Source organism: Klenkia soli (genome assembly GCF_900103975.1).
GTDB lineage: Bacteria > Actinomycetota > Actinomycetes > Mycobacteriales > Geodermatophilaceae > Klenkia > Klenkia soli.
In genome coordinates, this window is record NZ_FNIR01000010.1 from 196,990 (window position 1) to 213,107 (window position 16,118).

The 16,118-nt window shown below is 74.8% G+C and carries 11 protein-coding genes; 2 read left to right on the top strand and 9 right to left on the bottom strand.

Annotated elements, in window-relative coordinates:
- Positions 1–45: 45 nt before the first annotated feature.
- The 3 genes from cydC to BLS67_RS16535 are packed head-to-tail and all read right to left on the bottom strand — an operon-like array spanning position 46 to position 5,967.
- Positions 46–3,399, bottom strand: coding sequence for a thiol reductant ABC exporter subunit CydC (cydC, locus tag BLS67_RS16525; RefSeq protein ID WP_091247181.1), 3,354 nt, complete (start codon positions 3,397–3,399; stop codon positions 46–48).
- Positions 3,396–4,400, bottom strand: a complete 1,005-nt coding sequence (gene cydB, locus BLS67_RS16530; RefSeq protein WP_091247183.1) for a cytochrome d ubiquinol oxidase subunit II — start codon at positions 4,398–4,400, stop codon at positions 3,396–3,398. The genes cydC and cydB overlap by 4 nt, the downstream gene beginning before the upstream one ends.
- A gap of 10 nt (positions 4,401–4,410) precedes the next feature.
- Positions 4,411–5,967, bottom strand: a complete 1,557-nt coding sequence (locus BLS67_RS16535; protein ID WP_242654138.1) for a cytochrome ubiquinol oxidase subunit I — start codon at positions 5,965–5,967, stop codon at positions 4,411–4,413.
- Positions 5,968–6,086: 119 nt separating this feature from the next.
- Here BLS67_RS16535 and BLS67_RS16540 point away from each other — a divergent pair, with 119 nt between their 5' ends.
- Positions 6,087–6,434: a BlaI/MecI/CopY family transcriptional regulator gene (locus tag BLS67_RS16540; protein ID WP_091247186.1), complete on the top strand. Its 348-nt coding sequence runs from the start codon at positions 6,087–6,089 to the stop codon at positions 6,432–6,434.
- A gap of 30 nt (positions 6,435–6,464) precedes the next feature.
- Positions 6,465–7,397, top strand: coding sequence for a M56 family metallopeptidase (locus BLS67_RS16545; RefSeq protein ID WP_091247188.1), 933 nt, complete (start codon positions 6,465–6,467; stop codon positions 7,395–7,397).
- An 89-nt stretch (positions 7,398–7,486) separates the two neighbouring features.
- Here the strand turns inward: BLS67_RS16545 and BLS67_RS16550 are convergent, their stop codons facing one another.
- The 6 genes from BLS67_RS16550 to BLS67_RS16575 form a co-directional block, all read right to left on the bottom strand.
- On the bottom strand, positions 7,487–8,362 hold the full coding sequence (locus BLS67_RS16550; protein WP_242654139.1) for a hypothetical protein: 876 nt from the start codon (positions 8,360–8,362) through the stop codon (positions 7,487–7,489).
- A 240-nt stretch (positions 8,363–8,602) separates the two neighbouring features.
- The gene (locus BLS67_RS16555; protein ID WP_207500666.1) at positions 8,603–9,412 is read right to left on the bottom strand and encodes a carbohydrate ABC transporter permease; all 810 of its coding nucleotides are present in this window, start codon (positions 9,410–9,412) and stop codon (positions 8,603–8,605) included.
- Positions 9,409–10,344, bottom strand: coding sequence for a carbohydrate ABC transporter permease (locus tag BLS67_RS16560; RefSeq protein ID WP_207500667.1), 936 nt, complete (start codon positions 10,342–10,344; stop codon positions 9,409–9,411). Before BLS67_RS16560 ends, BLS67_RS16555 begins: the two co-directional genes overlap by 4 nt.
- Positions 10,337–11,635 carry an ABC transporter substrate-binding protein gene (locus BLS67_RS16565; RefSeq protein ID WP_091247191.1) on the bottom strand — a complete coding sequence of 433 codons (1,299 nt, stop codon included), beginning with the start codon at positions 11,633–11,635 and terminating at the stop codon, positions 10,337–10,339. Before BLS67_RS16565 ends, BLS67_RS16560 begins: the two co-directional genes overlap by 8 nt.
- 118 nt (positions 11,636–11,753) lie before the next feature.
- The gene (locus BLS67_RS16570; protein WP_131801767.1) at positions 11,754–14,273 is read right to left on the bottom strand and encodes a putative bifunctional diguanylate cyclase/phosphodiesterase; all 2,520 of its coding nucleotides are present in this window, start codon (positions 14,271–14,273) and stop codon (positions 11,754–11,756) included.
- Between the two features lie 94 nt (positions 14,274–14,367).
- Complete coding sequence (locus BLS67_RS16575; protein ID WP_091247195.1) at positions 14,368–16,101, bottom strand: S8 family serine peptidase; 1,734 nt, start codon at positions 16,099–16,101, stop codon at positions 14,368–14,370.
- Between the last annotated feature and the right edge of the window lie 17 nt (positions 16,102–16,118).

The following is a 16,118-nucleotide window of genomic DNA, read 5'->3' on the forward strand; positions in this document are numbered from 1 at the left end:
CTCCGTCGGCACCGGGGTGTTCCCCCACCCCCGGTGCCGACGGGCTCACGCGACGCCGACCCTCACCCTCGTATCGAGGGTGAGGGTTGTGTCGTCAGGGCCGGTGACGCGGTCGTCGTGGGTCACGCAGACCACCACCCGCCCGGCCAGCGCGCCGCGCAGGTCGGCGACCAGCTCGTCGGCCGTCGGCCGGTCCAGGTGCGCGGTCGGCTCGTCCAGCAGCACGACGTCCCGGTCGGCCAGCAGGGCCCGGGCGGCGGCCAACCGCCGGCGCTCACCGCCGGACAGCGCGGTGCCGCCGGCCCCGACCGGGGTGTCCAACCCCTCGGGCAGGCCCGCGACCAGCGGTCCGAGTCCGCAGGCGGTCAGCGCCGCCAGCATGGCCTCCTCGCCGATCGCGCCGCGCGGCCCGGCCAGCGCCAGGTTCGCCCGGATCGACGACGCGAACACGTGCGCCTCCTGCGGCAGCCAGGCCATCGCGCCGCGGACGTCGTCCCCCGTGAGGTCGTCGGCGGGCACCCCGGCCACCGCGTAGCGCCCGGCGCGCGGCCGCAGCGAGGCCAGGAGCACGGCCAGCAGCGTCGACTTGCCCACGCCCGACGGCCCGCGGACGACCAGCCAGCCGGTGCGGTCCGCGGCCAGCGACACCCCGCGCAGCACGTCGGGGCCACCGGGCCAGCCGGCCACGAGGTCCTCGGCGTCCAGCCGGTCCACCGGCGCGGGGACGGCGGCCGGCTGCGTCGGGTCGGCAGCCACCGGGGCGGTGAGGACGGCGTCCACCCGGCGGCGGGCGTCGTCCCAGGCACCCCGTCGTTGCAGCGACCCGACCCAGCCGGTCAGCGGTTCGGCGAAGGCCAGCGGTGCCAGCGCCAGCACGGCCAGCACCGGTCCGGACACCCCGGACGACCAGGCCAGCGCGGCGGCGACCACCGCGGCCAGCCCGGTGCCCAGCGACACCGCGCCGTCGGCCCACGCCTGGCTGCGGACCGCGCCGGCCGCCGCCGTCCCCTGGGCTGTGGTCAGCGCCTGCACCCGGTCGCCCGCCGCGGTGGCCAGCCCGTGCGCGCGCAGGTCGGCGGCGCCCTCGAGCAGCGTGCTGGTCTCCTGCAGCGCGGCGACCCGCAACGCCGACTCGGTGGCGGCCGCCCCGGCGTCCACCCGGCGGTGCAGCAGGGCGACCGCGGCCGCCGTGGCCAGCAGCACCGCCAGCACGCCCGCCGCGGCGGCCGGGGAGAGCAGGGCCAGCACCCCGCAGCCGACCAGCACCGTCGTGGCGGCCACCGCGGGCGGGGTCAGCACCCGCACGGAGAGGTCCTGCAGGAGCGAGACGTCGCCCACCACGCGGGCCAGCGCCGTCCCCGGCGTCCGCTCGGCGGCGATGCCCTGGCGGGCCAGCGCCCGCCAGACGCGCACGCGGGTGTCGGCAGCCAGCCGCAGGGCGGTGTCGTGGGCGGCCAGCCGCTCGGCCCACCGGGCCAGCGCGCGGAGCAGCCCGAACCCGCGCACGCCGACGATGGCCACCAGCAGGGTGAGCACCGGCGGCATCTCGGCGGCCCGCACCACCAGCCAGCCCGACAGCCCGGTCAGCGCGACCCCGGCCAGCGTCGTCACGCTGCCGGCGCCGACCGCCCGCGCCGCGGCCACCCGCGACCACCCCACCCCGCCGCCGGTTCCGGAGGCAAAGGAACCTCCACCCCCCACATCGAGCGGATGAGGGGGTGCGAAGGATCCTTTGCCGCCGGTGGGCGGGGGCGGGGGTGCGGGTGCGGGTGCGGCGGCCGGAGCAGTGGCCGCGGGCGCGGTGAGCACCACCGCGCGGTCGGCGAGGGCGGCGAGGGCCGGGTCGTGGGTGACCAACACCGTCGTCACCGACCCGCGCAGGTCGGCCAGGACGGCGGCGACCCGGGCGGTGGCGGCGTCGTCCAGGTGGGCCGTGGGCTCGTCGAGCAGCAGCAGCTCGGCGCCCCGGCGGACCCGGACCATCGCCCGGGCCAGCGCCACCCGCTGCAGCTCGCCGGGGGACAGGGTGCTGCACCGGCGCCCGGCGAGGTCCGTCGCGCCGACCCGGGTCAGCGCGTCGACGACCAGACCCTCGGCCACGACGGCGTCCAGCGGGTCGGCGGGGTCGATGCCGGCGTGGAGGCGCAGCTCGTCGGCGACCGTGTCGCCCAGCGTGCGGGGGTGCTGCGGGAGGACGGCGACCCGGCCGGGCACCCCGGTGGCGGAACCCCGCACGTGGGCGGAGGTGGGCAGGGTGCCGGCCAGCGCGGCCAGCAGCGTCGACTTTCCCGAGCCCGAGGCGCCGGTGAGCGCGACCAGCTCGCCGGGCTGCAGGGTGGCCGAGGTCGGCGCCAGCGCGGGCGTCGTCCGGCCGGGGTGGGCGACCGCGAGCCCGTCGAGCACCACCCGGGCCCCGCGCGGGTCGTCGGCCGGGGTGCCGGGAGCGGGGACGACGTCGGGGGCGGCCAGCACCGCGCGGGCCTCCGCCGCGGCCTGACCGGCGTCGGCGTTGGCGTGGTAGGCCGAGCCCAGCGCGCGCAGGGGGGCGAACGCCTCGGGGGCCAGCAGCAGCGCGGTCAGCCCCACGGCCAGACCCAGGTGGCCCTCGACCAGCCGCAGGCCCACGGTCACCGCGACCAGGGCGACCGAGAGGGTGGCGATCAGCTCGAGCACCAGGGCCGAGAGGAAGGCCAGCCGCAGCGTCGCCGTCGTCCTCCGGCGGTGGTCCTCGCCGAGCCGGGCCAGCGCGGCGGTCTGGTCGGCCGCCCGGCCGAGCCCGGTGAGCACCGGCAGTCCGCGGACCAGCTCGGCGACGTGGCCGGCGATCCGGTCCAGCGCGCGCGCGGCGTCCACGGTGCGGTCGGCGGTGTACTTGCCGACCAGCACCATGAACACCGGCACCAGCGGCAGGGTGACCGCGACCAGCACGGCCGAGAGCAGGTCGGTGCCGGCCAGCACGACCAGCAGGACCGGGGGGACGACGACGGTCTGCGCGAACGCGGGCAGGTAGGTGGCCAGCGCCGGGGCCAGGTCGTGCAACCGGGTGGTGGCCAGCACCGCGGCCGGCCCGGTGCCCCCGGCGGTCTCGACCGCGGCGGGGGAGGCGGTCAGCCGGTCCAGCAGGGCGGTGCGCAGCTCGTCCTCGCTGCGCCGGGCGTCGCGGGCGGCCAGCCTGGCCCCCACCGTTCCGGCGCCGGCCCGCACCAGCGCACCAACCGCGGCCAGGGCGAGCGCGGCCAGCGGCGAGCGGCCGTCGACCACCGCGGCGATGCCGTGCGCCAGCCCCGCGGCCAGCCCGACCAGGCCCGCGGTCTGCACCAGGGCGACGGCCGCGGCCCGGACGACGGCCCCGGTGACGCCGGGGACGCCGTCCAGCGGGGCGAGCGGGCCGCGGCTCACGAGACGGTGGCGTGCTCGGGCTCGGCGGTGAGCCGCTTCCGGAACACCCAGTAGGTCCAGGCCTGGTAGCCCAGCACGACCGGGAGGCCGAACCCGGCGACCCAGGTCATCACGGTGAGCGTGTAGTCGCTGACCGAGGCGCCGGTGACCAGGACGTCGAAGGCCGGGTCGATCGTCGAGGGCAGCACGACCGGGAACACCGCGCCGAACACGGTGGCCATCGAGGCCAGCAGCACGACGGCCCAGGCGGTGAACGCCTGCCCCTCGCGCCCGGCGGCCAGCCGCGCCCAGGTGAGGACGACGGCCCCCGCCGCGACCACCAGGGTGATCCCGGTGGGCAGCCCGCCGTACCGCGCCCAGACCAGTCCGGCCCAGCCCAGCAGCGGCAGCGCGGCCAGCGGCGCCCAGCGCTGCGCGAACGCCCGCGCCCGGTGCCGCAGCTCGCCCTCGGTCTTCATCGAGAGGAACACCGCGCCGTGCACCAGCGAGTAGGCGAGCACCGCGACGGCGCCCAGCAGCGCCGGCCACGACCAGCCGGAGAACGCCCCGCCCACGCGGATCCCGCCCTCGCCGACCGGCAGACCCAGCGTGGTCGCCCCGAGAGCGGCGCCGAGGCCCCCGGCGGCGATGAACGAGCCGGTGGTGATGACCCGGGTCCAGGCGGCGTCCCAGCGCTCGTCGTGGCTGGAGTGCCGCCACTCGAAGGCCACCGCCCGCACGATCAGCCCGACCAGCACCAGCACGAACGGCAGGTACATCGCCGGCAGCCAGGTGGCGTACCAGCCGGGGAAGGCCGCGAAGGTGGCGCCGACGGCGGTCACCAGCCAGACCTCGTTGCCGTCCCACAGCGGGCCGATGGTGCGCAGCATCAGCTTCCGGTCGGCGGGCTCCCGGCCCAGCACCGGGAGCAGCCCGGCGACGCCGAAGTCGAAGCCCTCGAGGAGCAGGAAGCCGGTCCAGAGCACGGCGACGGCGACGAACCAGAGGGTCTGCAGATCCATGTCTCGCTCCTCAGTACGCGAACTGGAGGACGTCGTCGCTGGCGTCGTCGTCCGCGCGGGGTGGCCGGTCGTCGTCGTCCTTCGTGCCGCCGCCGATGCCCGGGGTCGGCGTGGTGTCGCCCTCGGTGATGCCGCGGCGGGCGAACCGGACGATCAGGCCGACCTCGATCACCGCCAGCACGCCGTAGAGCACGGCGAGGGAGATCAGCGACGTCCAGACCTCGGTCGCGGTGATGCCCGGGGAGACCGCCTGGGCGGTGAAGAAGTAGACCTGATCGGCCCGGGGGACGTCGGGGTTCGGGTAGACCACGAAGGGCTGGCGGCCCATCTCGGTGAAGACCCAGCCGGCGGCGTTGCCCACGAACGGGGCGCCGACGGCCAGCAGGGAGCCGTAGACCCCGATCCGCGAGGTCGGCACCCGGCCCTTCCTGGTCGACCAGAGGGCGTAGGCGGCCACCCCGGCCGACAGCGCGCCCATGCCGATCATGAGCCGGAAGCCCCAGTAGGTGACGGCCAGGACCGGCGTGTAGTCGATCGGCTGACCGGCCTTGTCCCCGTAGCTCGGGTCATCGGGGTAGGTGGCCCCGTAGGCCTGCGCGTACTCCTCCTGCAGCTGGTTCACCCCGGGCACGGGCGAGGAGAAGTCGCTGTGCGCGAGGAAGCTGAGGATGTACGGGATGGTGAAGGAGTGCACGTCGTCGCACTCGTTCGAGCCCAGCTTGTTGAAGGCGAAGATCGAGAAGGACGCCGGGGCCTCGGTCTCGCACAGCGCCTCGGCCGAGCTCATCTTCAGCGGCTGCTGCTGGTACATGAGCTTGCCCTGCCAGTCGCCGGTCAGAGCCACGAGCACGAAGGCGGCCAGCGAGACGTAGCCGCCGACCCGCACCGACCGGCGCCACACGGCGTGGTCGACGTCCTCGGTGCTCTTGTCCGCCAGCTTCCGCTTGCGCAGGTGCCACAGGCCGATGCCCACCAGCAGCCCGCCGGCGACCATGAGCGAGGCGACCATCGCGTGGCTGAAGGCCGCCAGCGCGGTGTTGTTGGTCAGGACGGCGACGAAGTCGACCTGGCGGGCGCGGGGCTCACCGCTCGAGGTGTCGAGGACGACGCCGACCGGGTGCTGCATCCACGAGTTCGCCGCGATGATGAAGTAGGCGCTGATCGCCGAGCCGACGACCGCGGCCCAGATGGTGGCCAGGTGCAGCTTCTTCGGGATCCGGCCCCAGCCGAAGATCCACAGACCCAGGAACGTGGACTCCAGGAAGAAGGCCAGCAGGGCCTCCAGCGCGAGGACCGAGCCGAACACGTCGCCGACGAAGCGCGAGTACTCGCTCCAGGCCAGGCCGAACTGGAACTCCTGCACCAGCCCGGTGGCCACGCCGAGCACGAAGTTGATCAGGAAGATGCGGCCCCAGAACCGGGTCATCCGCAGCCACTCGGCCCGGCCGGTGCGCACCCACATGGTGTGCATGACGGCGACCAGCAGCCCCAGGCCGATGGTCAGCGGGACCATCAGGAAGTGGTAGACGGTCGTGATGCCGAACTGCCAGCGAGCGATCTCGAGCACGTCCACCGTGGCGGCCTCTCTGCCTGTCGTACGATCGGTCGACTTCTTTCTACGCCATGTAGAAGCTGTTTTCTACCTTGCGTAGAAGACTCGCCGTGAGATGACCGACAGGGGGTTCCGTGGAGTCGCTGGGGGAGCTCGAGCGGGCGGTGATGGACCAGTTGTGGTCCGGGTCCGCCGCGCTGTCCGCGACCGAGCTGCGCGATGCGCTGGCCGACCGCGGCCTGGCGCTGACCACCGTGCACACGGTGCTGACCCGGCTCGAGGGCAAGGGGTTCGTGCGGCACGACGACGCGCGTCCGCGCCGGTTCGCCGCGGTCGCCAGCCGCGAGGAGCACGCCGCCGGCCTCATGCACGAGGTGCTGGGGCAGGCCGCCGACCGCCAGGCCGTGCTGGCCCGGTTCATCGGCTCGGCGTCCCCGGACGAGGCCGCCGTGCTGCGTGCCCTGCTGGCCGACACGCCCTGACCGCCCGCCGACGACCACCGAGCTGATGCCGTGCTGCCGCTGACCGCCCTGCTGCTCGGGCTGCTGGCGGTCGCGCTCGCGTGGCCGGTGCCGGCGGTGCTGGCGAGGGCCGGCTGGACCCGCCGGGATCCGGTCGCCGCGCTGGTTTGCTGGCAGGCAGTCGGGCTGGCCGGCGGGCTCTCGATCATCGGGGCGCTGCTGGTGCACGGGCTGTCGCCGTGGGGTGGGTCGCTGCCCGAGGCGTGGTGGGCGTGGGCGCGGCACTGGTTCACCGGTGCCCAGCCGGCCGGCCCGGTGCGCGGCGACCACTGGGTGGCCCAGACGCTGGCCGCCGTGCTGGCGCTGGAGCTGCTCGGCGTCCTGGTGCTGGCGCTGGTGCGCACCGCCCGCACCCGGGCCCGGCACCGGGCGCTGCTGGAGCTGCTGGTCGACGACGTGTCCGGGGTCGATGCCCGGGTGCTGGAGTCGCCGGTGCCGGCTGCGTTCTGCATCCCGGGCGCCCGGCCGCTGCTGGTGCTGTCGTCGGGCATGGTCGCCGAGCTCGACCCCGCCGAGCTGGCCGCCGTCGTCGCCCACGAGCGCGCGCACCTCGCCGAGCGGCACCACCTGCTGCTGATGCCCTTCGTCGCGTGGCGGGAGGCGTTGCCGGTGCTGCCCGCCGCGGACCGCGCCCACGACGCCGTCCGCGACCTGGTCGAGATGCGCGCCGACGACGTCGCCCTGCGCGCCGTCCCCGGGCCCGCGGGACGACGGACCCTGGCGAAGGCCATCGTGGCCGCCGCCGAGGGCGGCGCCCCGCAGGGTGCGCTGGCCGCGGGCGGGGGAGTGCTGACCGCCCGCGTCACCCGCCTGCTGGAGCCGCCGGCCGAGCTGCCCAGGTGGGCGAGGCCGGCGGCGATCGGCGCCGCCATCACCCTGGTCGCCGCCCCCACCCTCCTCCTCGTCCTCCCCGCGGTCGTGTAGCCCGCGTTGAGCCGGCGGCGGCGGTAATCATGGGGTTGTGGCCAGCGGGCGCGCCGAATGCGCGTATCGATCGGGCGAGAACCCCATGATCACCGCCGCGGAGGGGGCCGCCAGCCGCGGCTGACGAGCGCGCTCTCCACCCGGGCGAGGAGCAGCTGCGGTCTTGTCAGGTGCTTCCTCGCGAAGCGCTGGACGAGGTAGCCGTCGGCGGCCGCCAGGGAGTGGCGCTCGACGTCGGCGTCCAGCTTCTCCTGCGTGGCGTGGCCGCCGCCTTCGTACTCCAGGATCAGCCGGTAGAGCTCCCACCCGAGGTCGCCGTGGGTGACGACCACACCGAAGCGGTTCGCCACCGGCATCTGCGGCTCGGGGTCGGGCAGCGGGCTGTCGAGGATCCAGCAGCGGACCAGGCTCTCCGGCCGGGACATCGCCAGCGGGGTGAGCCTGGGCGCGCAGAACCGGGCCCGGACGACACCGCGCAGACCGTCAGCGCGGTCCAGCCGCTCCTGCAGGCGGCCGGGATCGAGGTGTCCGAGGCGGTGGAGGGCGTCCCCGATGGCCACCAGCTCGTCGGGTCGGGTGCAGCGGGCAAGGTCGAGGAAGGTCTGTGCGCCGGAGGTCACCGGCAGGCCGGCGACCTCGACGACGTCCTCGGGTCGCAGGTGGCGGTGCACGACGGTGAGCCCGCTGCGGTGGGGCAGGAGCCGGTCGGGGCCGACCACGGCGTGGACGACGTCCGGTGGATCCACGAACGCGCCCAGCAGTGCTGCCGCGGTCTGCAGCCCGAACGCAGCCCCTTCGGGCAGCAGCGGCACCCAGGCCCTGCACCGGGTGGGCAGGTCGTCCAGCTCGCCCCTCGACAGGTACACCCCCCGGCCCAACCGGACGCCGTCCGCCTCGATCTGACGACGGCTCATCCCCGCCGCGCGTGCTCCGCTCCACGTGTACGTCCCCGAGAAGTGCTCCACGCGCCCGACCGTGCCGCCGGGAACCCCCAGCTGGCGGACGTGCTGGACATCTGTGGACAGAAGACCGGCATGTGGACGTGCACAAGCACCCCTCGCACCCCTGTGCCAGGATCCGCGCACCCACCCCTTCCGGCGATGATCATGGGCTTTAGCGCGGAGGACACGCCGTCGGTGCGCGTCGTACGAGCAACAACCCCATGATCACCGCCGGAGGGGGCGCCGGCAGGGCGCGGGAGGGGGCTACTTGATGCCGCTTCTCGTGAGGCCGGCTACGAAGTAGCGCTGGAAGGCCAGGAAGACGACGACCATCGGGATCACGTTGACCAGGGCGAAGGCCATCGTCGCGCCGTAGTCCGAGCCGAACTGGCCCTGCAGGTACAGCAGTCCGATGGGCAGCGTGTACAGCGCGTTGTCGCGCAGGGCGATCAGCGGCCAGGCGAAGTCGTTCCAGCTCTGCAGCAGGCTCATGAAGAACAGCACCGCGATCAGCGGCTTGGCCAGCGGCAGCACGATCGACCGGAAGATCCGCAGGTGCGAGGCGCCGTCGATGCGCGCGGCCTCGATCAGCTCGCGGGGGATGCCGAGCAGGAACTGCCGGGCGAGGAACAGCCCGAACGCCGACGCCGCGGTGGGCAGGATGACCGCCCAGTAGGTGCCGTACAGCCCCAGCCCGGTAACGATCCGGAACAGCGACACCATGATCACCTGGATCGGCAGCACCAGGGTGCCCAGCGCCACGAAGAACAGCACGTTCGACCCGGGGAACCGCAGGTGCGCGAAGGCGTAGCCGGCCAGCAGCGACGTGCTCACCGACAGCACCGCGACCACCAGCGAGATGGCCAGCGAGTTGCCGAACCAGGTCACCACCGGGAACGAGGAGAACACCCGCTCGAGGTTCTCCAGGGTGAAGCTGCGCGGCCAGACCCGCAGGTCCCCGCCCAGCAGCTCGCGGCGGCTCGAGAAGGCGACGACGACCATCCAGTACAGCGGCGCGATGATCACCAGCGCCGCGACCACCGCGAGGCCCAGCCGGGCCAGTCGCCCGGTCACTCGACCAGGTCCCGGGTCCGCGAGGCCCGCCACTGCACCACGGCGAACACCGCGGCCAGCAGCAGGAGCACCATGCCGAGTGCTGCGGCGTAGCCCTGGTCGCGGGTGACGAAGCCGGTGTCGTAGGCGTAGGTGACCAGCACGTTCGTGGCGTTGCGCGGCCCGCCGCCGGTCAGCACGAACACGATGTCGAACACCTGGAAGCTGTAGATGACGTTGAGCACCACCAGGAAGAAGGACGACGGCCCCAGCAGCGGCAGCGTGACGTGCCGGAAGCGCTGCCACGCGTTCGCGCCGTCCAGCCGGGCGGCCTCGTGCAGGTCGGGCCCGATGCCCTGCAGCCCGGCCAGGTAGATGAGCATGTTGAACCCGGTGCGCCACCAGATGGTGACCAGCACGATCGTGGCGAAGGCCGGCACCGGCTCGGACTGCCAGTTGACCGACGGCAGCCCCACCGCGGTGATCAGCTTGTCGAGGATCCCGTTGTTCTGGTCGAACACCAGGACGCCGATCAGCGCGGTGGCCACCCCCGAGACCGCCATCGGCAGGATCAGGACCGACCGGAAGAGCCCGCGCGCGGGCAGCACCGAGTTCATCAGCACCGCCAGGCCGAGGCCCAGCGCCATCGACAGCGCGGTGACCACGACGGTGAACCCGGCCGTGGTGGCCAGCGCCTGCCAGAAGACCGGGTCCTGCACCAGGCGGGTGTAGTTGCCCAGCCCGATGAACTCGCCGTCCCCGAAGCCGTTGGTCCGCTGCAGGCTGACCAGCAGCGCCCCGGCCAGCGGCACCAGCACGAAGACCGCGAGCAGGCCGAAGTTCGGGGCCAGCAGGCCGTACGCGGCGACGGTCTCCGCGCGCGGACGGCGGGGGCGGGCCGCCGGTGCCGGGCGGGTGGCGGCCAGGGCGGGCGCCGCGGTCGGCTCAGGCACCGGTGGCGTCGGCGATGCCCTGGGACATGTTGGCCACGGTGGTGGCGGCGTCCTGGCCGAGGAAGGCGGCGTCCAGCTCCTGCTGGAGCACCGGGATGATCCCGGACATCGAGGGCGAGGCGACCTGGGCGGCGTCCTGCGGCTGCACCTGCGAGGCCTGGCCGACGAACACGTCGGTCAGCTCGGGCCGGACGTCGAAGGCCAGCGACCCGTCCAGCAGGTCGGGGCGCGTGGGCAGCAGCGACGCGCTCTGGCAGAAGCCCTGCATCTGCTCGCGGGCGGTGACGAACTCCAGGAACGCGGCGGCGAGCTCGGGCTTGCCGGTGTCCGCCGTGGCGACCAGGGCGTTGCCGCCGAAGTCGCCGCCCCGGCGCACCCCGCGGGGGGCGAAGGTGACGCCCCACTCGAAGTCGGCGGTGGTGTCGGCGTCCGGGATCTGGAAGGCGCCGGACCACACCATCGCCACCGTGCCGGCGAACCAGCTGTCCGCGGCGTAGGTCGACGAGGTCGTGGTGTCGGTCTCGGGCACCCACTGCTCGGCGAAGAACGAGCTGCTGAACTCGACGGCCGAGCGCCCGGCGTCGGAGTCGATGAGCGGGGTCGCCTGGTCGGTGTCCAGGAACGCGCCGTCGGCCTGGAAGAGCAGGCTCAGCCAGCGGGTGACGCCGTTGCCCTGCCAGTTGTAGGCGAACGGGTAGGTGCCGGCGGGCAGTGCGGCCTTGAGCTGGTCGGCGACGGCGGACAGCTCGTCCCAGGTCCAGGCGTCCTCGACGGTGGTCGGGATGTCGGTGATGCCGGCGGCGGCCAGCAGGTCGGCGTTGTAGAGGATCGCCGAGGTGTCGGTGTGGTGCGGCAGCCCGAACGGCGAACCGCCGTTCTGCACCGCGGCCCACGCGGTCTCGGTGAACTGGTCCTGCACGCCCTCCGACAGGTGGGGCGTGAGGTCCAGCAGCTGGCCCTGGCCCGCGTAGGCGCCGAACGTGTAGTACGGCACCCGGAAGACGTCGGGCGGGTTGCCGGCCTGCAGCTGGGCGTCGATGTTGGTGAACATCTGCTCGTACGGGACGGCGTTGAGCTCGATCCGCTTGCCCTCGTTGGCGTCCTGGAACGCCGAGATCGCGGCGCGGAACCCGGCCAGCTCGGCGTCGGTGCCCCAGGTGGTGAAGGTGAGGGTGTCGGCGTCGCCCGACCCGGAGCCACCACCGCCCCCGACGAAACCGCAGCCGGGCAGCAGCAGCGGGGCGGCGACCGCACCGGTGGCGGCGAGGAAGGCGCGGCGGGAGAACTGCACGGCGGCTCCAGGTGAGAGCAGGCACCGGGTGGACCCGGCGGGGCCGGATCACCCTATACGCGGGAGAACTGCGCAAGCACGGCTTACCGGCGGTTACGGAAACGCCCTGCTCAGGAGCTCAGACGGCCCGGAGCGGCCGGGCCGGTGTGCTCCGGGCGCGGTCGCCGAGCCACCCCGGCAGGTCGGCGGTGGGCATCGGTCGGCCCAGGTGCCAGCCCTGCACCAGGTCGCAGCCGGTGTCGGCGAGCAGGTCCCAGGTCTCCTGGTCCTCGACGCCCTCGGCGACCACCGCCAGGCCCAGGTGCCGGCCGAGGTCCACGATCGCCCGCACGATCGCGACGTCCTCGCCGCCGGACCGCAGACCGGTGACGAAGCTCTGGTCGATCTTCACCTCCTGCACCGGGAGCCTCTTGAGGTAGGACAGCGACGAGTAGCCGGTGCCGAAGTCGTCCACGGACAGCCGGCAACCCAGGTCGCGCAGCTGGTGCAGCACGGCGATGGTGCGCGCGGGGTCGGCCATGACCGAGCCCTCGGTGACCTCCAGGGTCAGCCGGTCGCTGGGGACGTCGTGCCGCCGGAGCAGCCGGGCCACCTCGTCCACGAGGTCGGTGTCGTGCAGGCTGCGGGTGGACAGGTTCACCGCCACGGACAGGTCGGTGCCGGCGGCCCGCCAGGCGGCGACGGCGGCCAGCGACCGGTCCAGCACCAGCGTGGTCAGCGGACCGATCAGCCCGCTGCGCTCGGCGACGGGGATGAACTCGTCCGGGCCGACGCGGCCCAGCTGCGGGTGCGTCCAGCGGACCAGGGCCTCGACGCTGACCACCCGGCCGGTGAGCACCTCGGCCTGCGGCTGCACGTGCACCTCGAGCTGGCCCTCGTGGACGGCGGTGCGCAGCTCGGTGACCAGGGCCAGCCGGCGGGGGTCCTCGGCGGTCAGGGAGGGGTCGAACACCCGCAGGCCGCGGGTCGAGGCCTTGGCGTCGTGCACCGCGAGGTCGGCCCGCTTGAGCAGCCCGGTGGGCTCGGCGGCGTGGGTCGGGGCCAGGGCGATGCCCAGCGAGCCGGTCACCTCGACCTCCATGCCGTCCAGCGGCACGGGGTGCTCCAGGGCGCGCAGCAGGCGCCGGCCCAACCGCACGACGGTGTCCTCGTCGCCCAGGTCCTCGGCCAGCACGGCGAACTCGTCGCCGCCGAGCCGGGTCACCAGCGCGGCGGTGCCGGCGGCGTCGGTGAGCCGTTGGCCGACCACGGCGAGCAGCTTGTCGCCCTGCTGGTGCCCGAGGGCGTCGTTGACCTCCTTGAAGCCGTTGAGGTCCAGGATCATCACGGCCGCACCGGGGGAGCGGCCGTCGCCGACCCGCTCGAGCGCGGCGACCAGCCGGCGCTGCAGCTGGGCGCGGTTGGGCAGCCCGGTGAGGGCGTCGTGCAGGGCGTCGTGGCGCAGCTGGTCGACCAGCTCGCCGTTCTGCAGCGCCACCCCGGCCTGCGCGGCGACGTTCTCGGCGAGCGCGACGTCGCTGTCGTCGAAGGTGCGGACGTCGCCGAGCCGGTCGAGGACCACCAGGGCCCCGAGGACGCCGGTGCCCCCGCGCAGGGGGACGACGACGGCCTCGCGGGCGGCGCGTGCCTGCAGCCAGGCGCGCTCCTCCGGGTCGCGGGTGCCGCGCGCGAGGAGCAGCTTCTGGCCGTCCCCCACCACGCGGTCCACGATCCAGGCGTCGACGTCGAGGTCCTCCTCGCTGCGGGTGAGCCGACCGGAGGTGCCCAGCCGGACGTGGGCGGCGACCCCCTCGCGGGCGCCGACGAACACCGCCTCGGACCGCTCGGCGTGCAGCAGTTCCCGGGCCTCGCCCAGCACCCGGCCGAGCACCTGGTCGGTCTCGGGGGAGTCGCTGACCGCCTGGGTGAAGCGCAGCAGCCGCTCGACCGCCAGGTGCCGCTCGGTCAGCGAGGCGTAGGCCCGGTAGCCCAGCAGCAGCGCGACCAGGGCGGGCACCAGCAGCCAGGCGGTGATCACCGAGGCCTGCAGCGAGGTGGCGACGACGAGGGCCACGGTGACCACGACGGGGGCGGTCGGGTCGCCGACCGCGATGTCCCGCAGCAGGCCCCGCAGGTCCAGGTCGCGCTCGTAGACGGCGATGACGGCGGCCAGCGCGACGCTGCCGAGGGCGTGCGCGGCGAACGCCCCGGCGAAGGCGCCCAGCCAGGCCAGCGGCGCGTGGCCGGGGGCCAGGTCGGCCAGCAGGTGGAAGACCGTGGTGGTGAGGGCGGTCTGCGCGCTGATCAGCGCCAGGTTCCAGCCGGTCTTGAGCGGGGAGCGGCGCTGCCAGGTGAAGACGGCGGCCGAGCCGAGCAACCGGCCCAGCAGGAGGTCCACCGGGCTGGCGAAGAACAGGCCGAGCACGAGGGGCAGCTCGCTGACCGAGACGGTGCGGGCCTCGCGGGCGGTCTGCACGTGCAGCACGCAGGCCTCGGTGGCGGCGAAGGCGACGGCCAGCACCCACCACGGCAGCGGGACGACGTCCACGACGGGCCCGGCGTGGAGCAGGTGCGCGCCGGCGACCGAGGCCAGGGCGAGCAGGGCCACGCCCTGGAGGACGACGACCACCGAGCGGTGGTCCACCGCGGGTCGGGTCATCGTGGCCTCACCCGGTGGACAACGGCAGGACGGGACGGGCTCATGAGCCCGTCCCGTCCCTGTCTCACCCGCCGGGGTCACCCGGCCGCCGGCATCAGCTCCAGGCGACCGAGGAGAACCCGACGCTGCGCCACGTGCGCGCCGACCACGAGGAGTCGCGCCAGGTGCGCGCGGTCCACGAGCCGTCCCGCCAGGTGCGCGCCGACCAGTCCGCCGACGTCCAGGCGACGCCGTTCCAGTCGACGGCCCAGGCGGCGGTCGGCCAGGTGCGGCCGGCCCAGCGGTCGCCGGTGTACACCGTCCCGCGCCAGCGGCCGCCGTCCCAGACGGTGCCCGCGTTGGTGGCCCTGGCCCAGGCCGCGGCGTCCCAGCGCACGCCCTGGACGTCGACCTCGCCGGTCAGCTCGGAGACGCCGTCGAAGACGTGCGCGCTGCCCCGGGATGCCTCGAGCGAGCCGGTGCCGCGACCCCAGACGCGGGGCAGCACCGAGGTGACGATCGCGCCCAGGGTCGGCAGCAGCCGGGCCTTCGTGATGTCGACCAGACCCGACCCGCGCAGCAGCGCGCTGACGCCGGTCAGCCCGCTGGCCGACTGGGTGACCACCGCGCGGACCTGGTCCGGGGTCATCCACGGGTACTGCTGCAGCACCAGCGCGACCTCGCCGCTGACCACCGCGGCGGCCTGCGAGGTGCCCGATGCGTGGGCGAACCGGCCGGCCACCCGGGAGCTCGGGAAGGCCTGGTCGGCGTAGCCGTTGGGCACCCGGGCGCCGATCACCGAGACCCCGGGCGCGACCACGTCGACGGCCCGGGTGCTGTCGCCCCGGGTCGACCAGGCCGGCACCGTGTCGTCGGTGCGGGTGACCGTGCCGGCGGTGTCGGAGGCGCCGACGGCGATGACGAACGGGTCCCGGGCCGGCTGGGCCAGCGTGCGGGTCGACTCGCCCTCGTTGCCGCCGGCCACGACGACGACGATGCCGTTGCGCCAGGCGTTCTCGACCGCGTAGGTCATCGGGTCGACCTGGGTGTCCTGCACCGAGTCGGTGCCGTAGGACAGGTTGATCACCCGGATGTTCATGCCCGGGTCCCGGGCGTGCTCGACTACCCAGTTGATGCCGGCGATGACCTGGCTGACGTCGACCGCGCCGTCGCTGGCGCCGACCTTGACGTCGACGAGGGTCGCGTCGGGGGCGATGCCGTTGAACCGGTTCGGGTCGAGGTAGGACGCCGGCGTCCCCGCGGTGTCCCGGCCGGCGATGATCGAGGCCAGGTGCGTGCCGTGCCCGAAGGCGTCGAGGTGGGCCAGCTCCGGTGACTGGCTGTCGAAGGAGAGGTCCGGCCCGTCGACGACGTTGCCGCTGCTCAGGCCGGGCACCGGGGAGACCCCGGTGTCGATGAGCGCGACGCCGATGCCCCTGCCGGTGTACCCGGCCCGGTAGGCCGCGTGGGCGCCGGTGACCTCGGCGATGTTGTAGAGGGAGCCCTTGTCGTTGACGGCGTCGTAGCCCAGGCCGGGACCCTGCGCCGGTCCGGCAGGGCCGGCGGCCGGTGCGGCCGGTGCGGCCGGGGCCGCGGGGGTGGCCGGGATCGCCGGCTCAGCCGGGGCGTCGGGAGTGGTGGCGACCGGGGCCGGGTCGACCGAGGTCGGCGTCGTGGGGGTGGTGGGGGTGGTCGTGGCGGGGGCCGGGGCGGTGTCGCCCGGCTCCGCGACGGCGGGGGCGGCCTGGGCTGCGCCCGCCCCGACCACGGTGCCGGAGAGCCCGATCGCCGCCGTCAGGACGGCGGCGGCCGCCGCCCGGGCGAGGTGGGACGTGCCGGTGCGCCTCATGCGGCGCGCCGGACGGG

Coding starts and splice junctions, on each gene's coding strand:
- cydB (WP_091247183.1), bottom strand. CDS start 4,400: ATGGATCTGCAGACCCTCTGGTTCGTCGCCGTCGCCGTGCTCTGGACC.
- BLS67_RS16570 (WP_131801767.1), bottom strand. CDS start 14,273: ATGACCCGACCCGCGGTGGACCACCGCTCGGTGGTCGTCGTCCTCCAG.
- BLS67_RS16575 (WP_091247195.1), bottom strand. CDS start 16,101: ATGAGGCGCACCGGCACGTCCCACCTCGCCCGGGCGGCGGCCGCCGCC.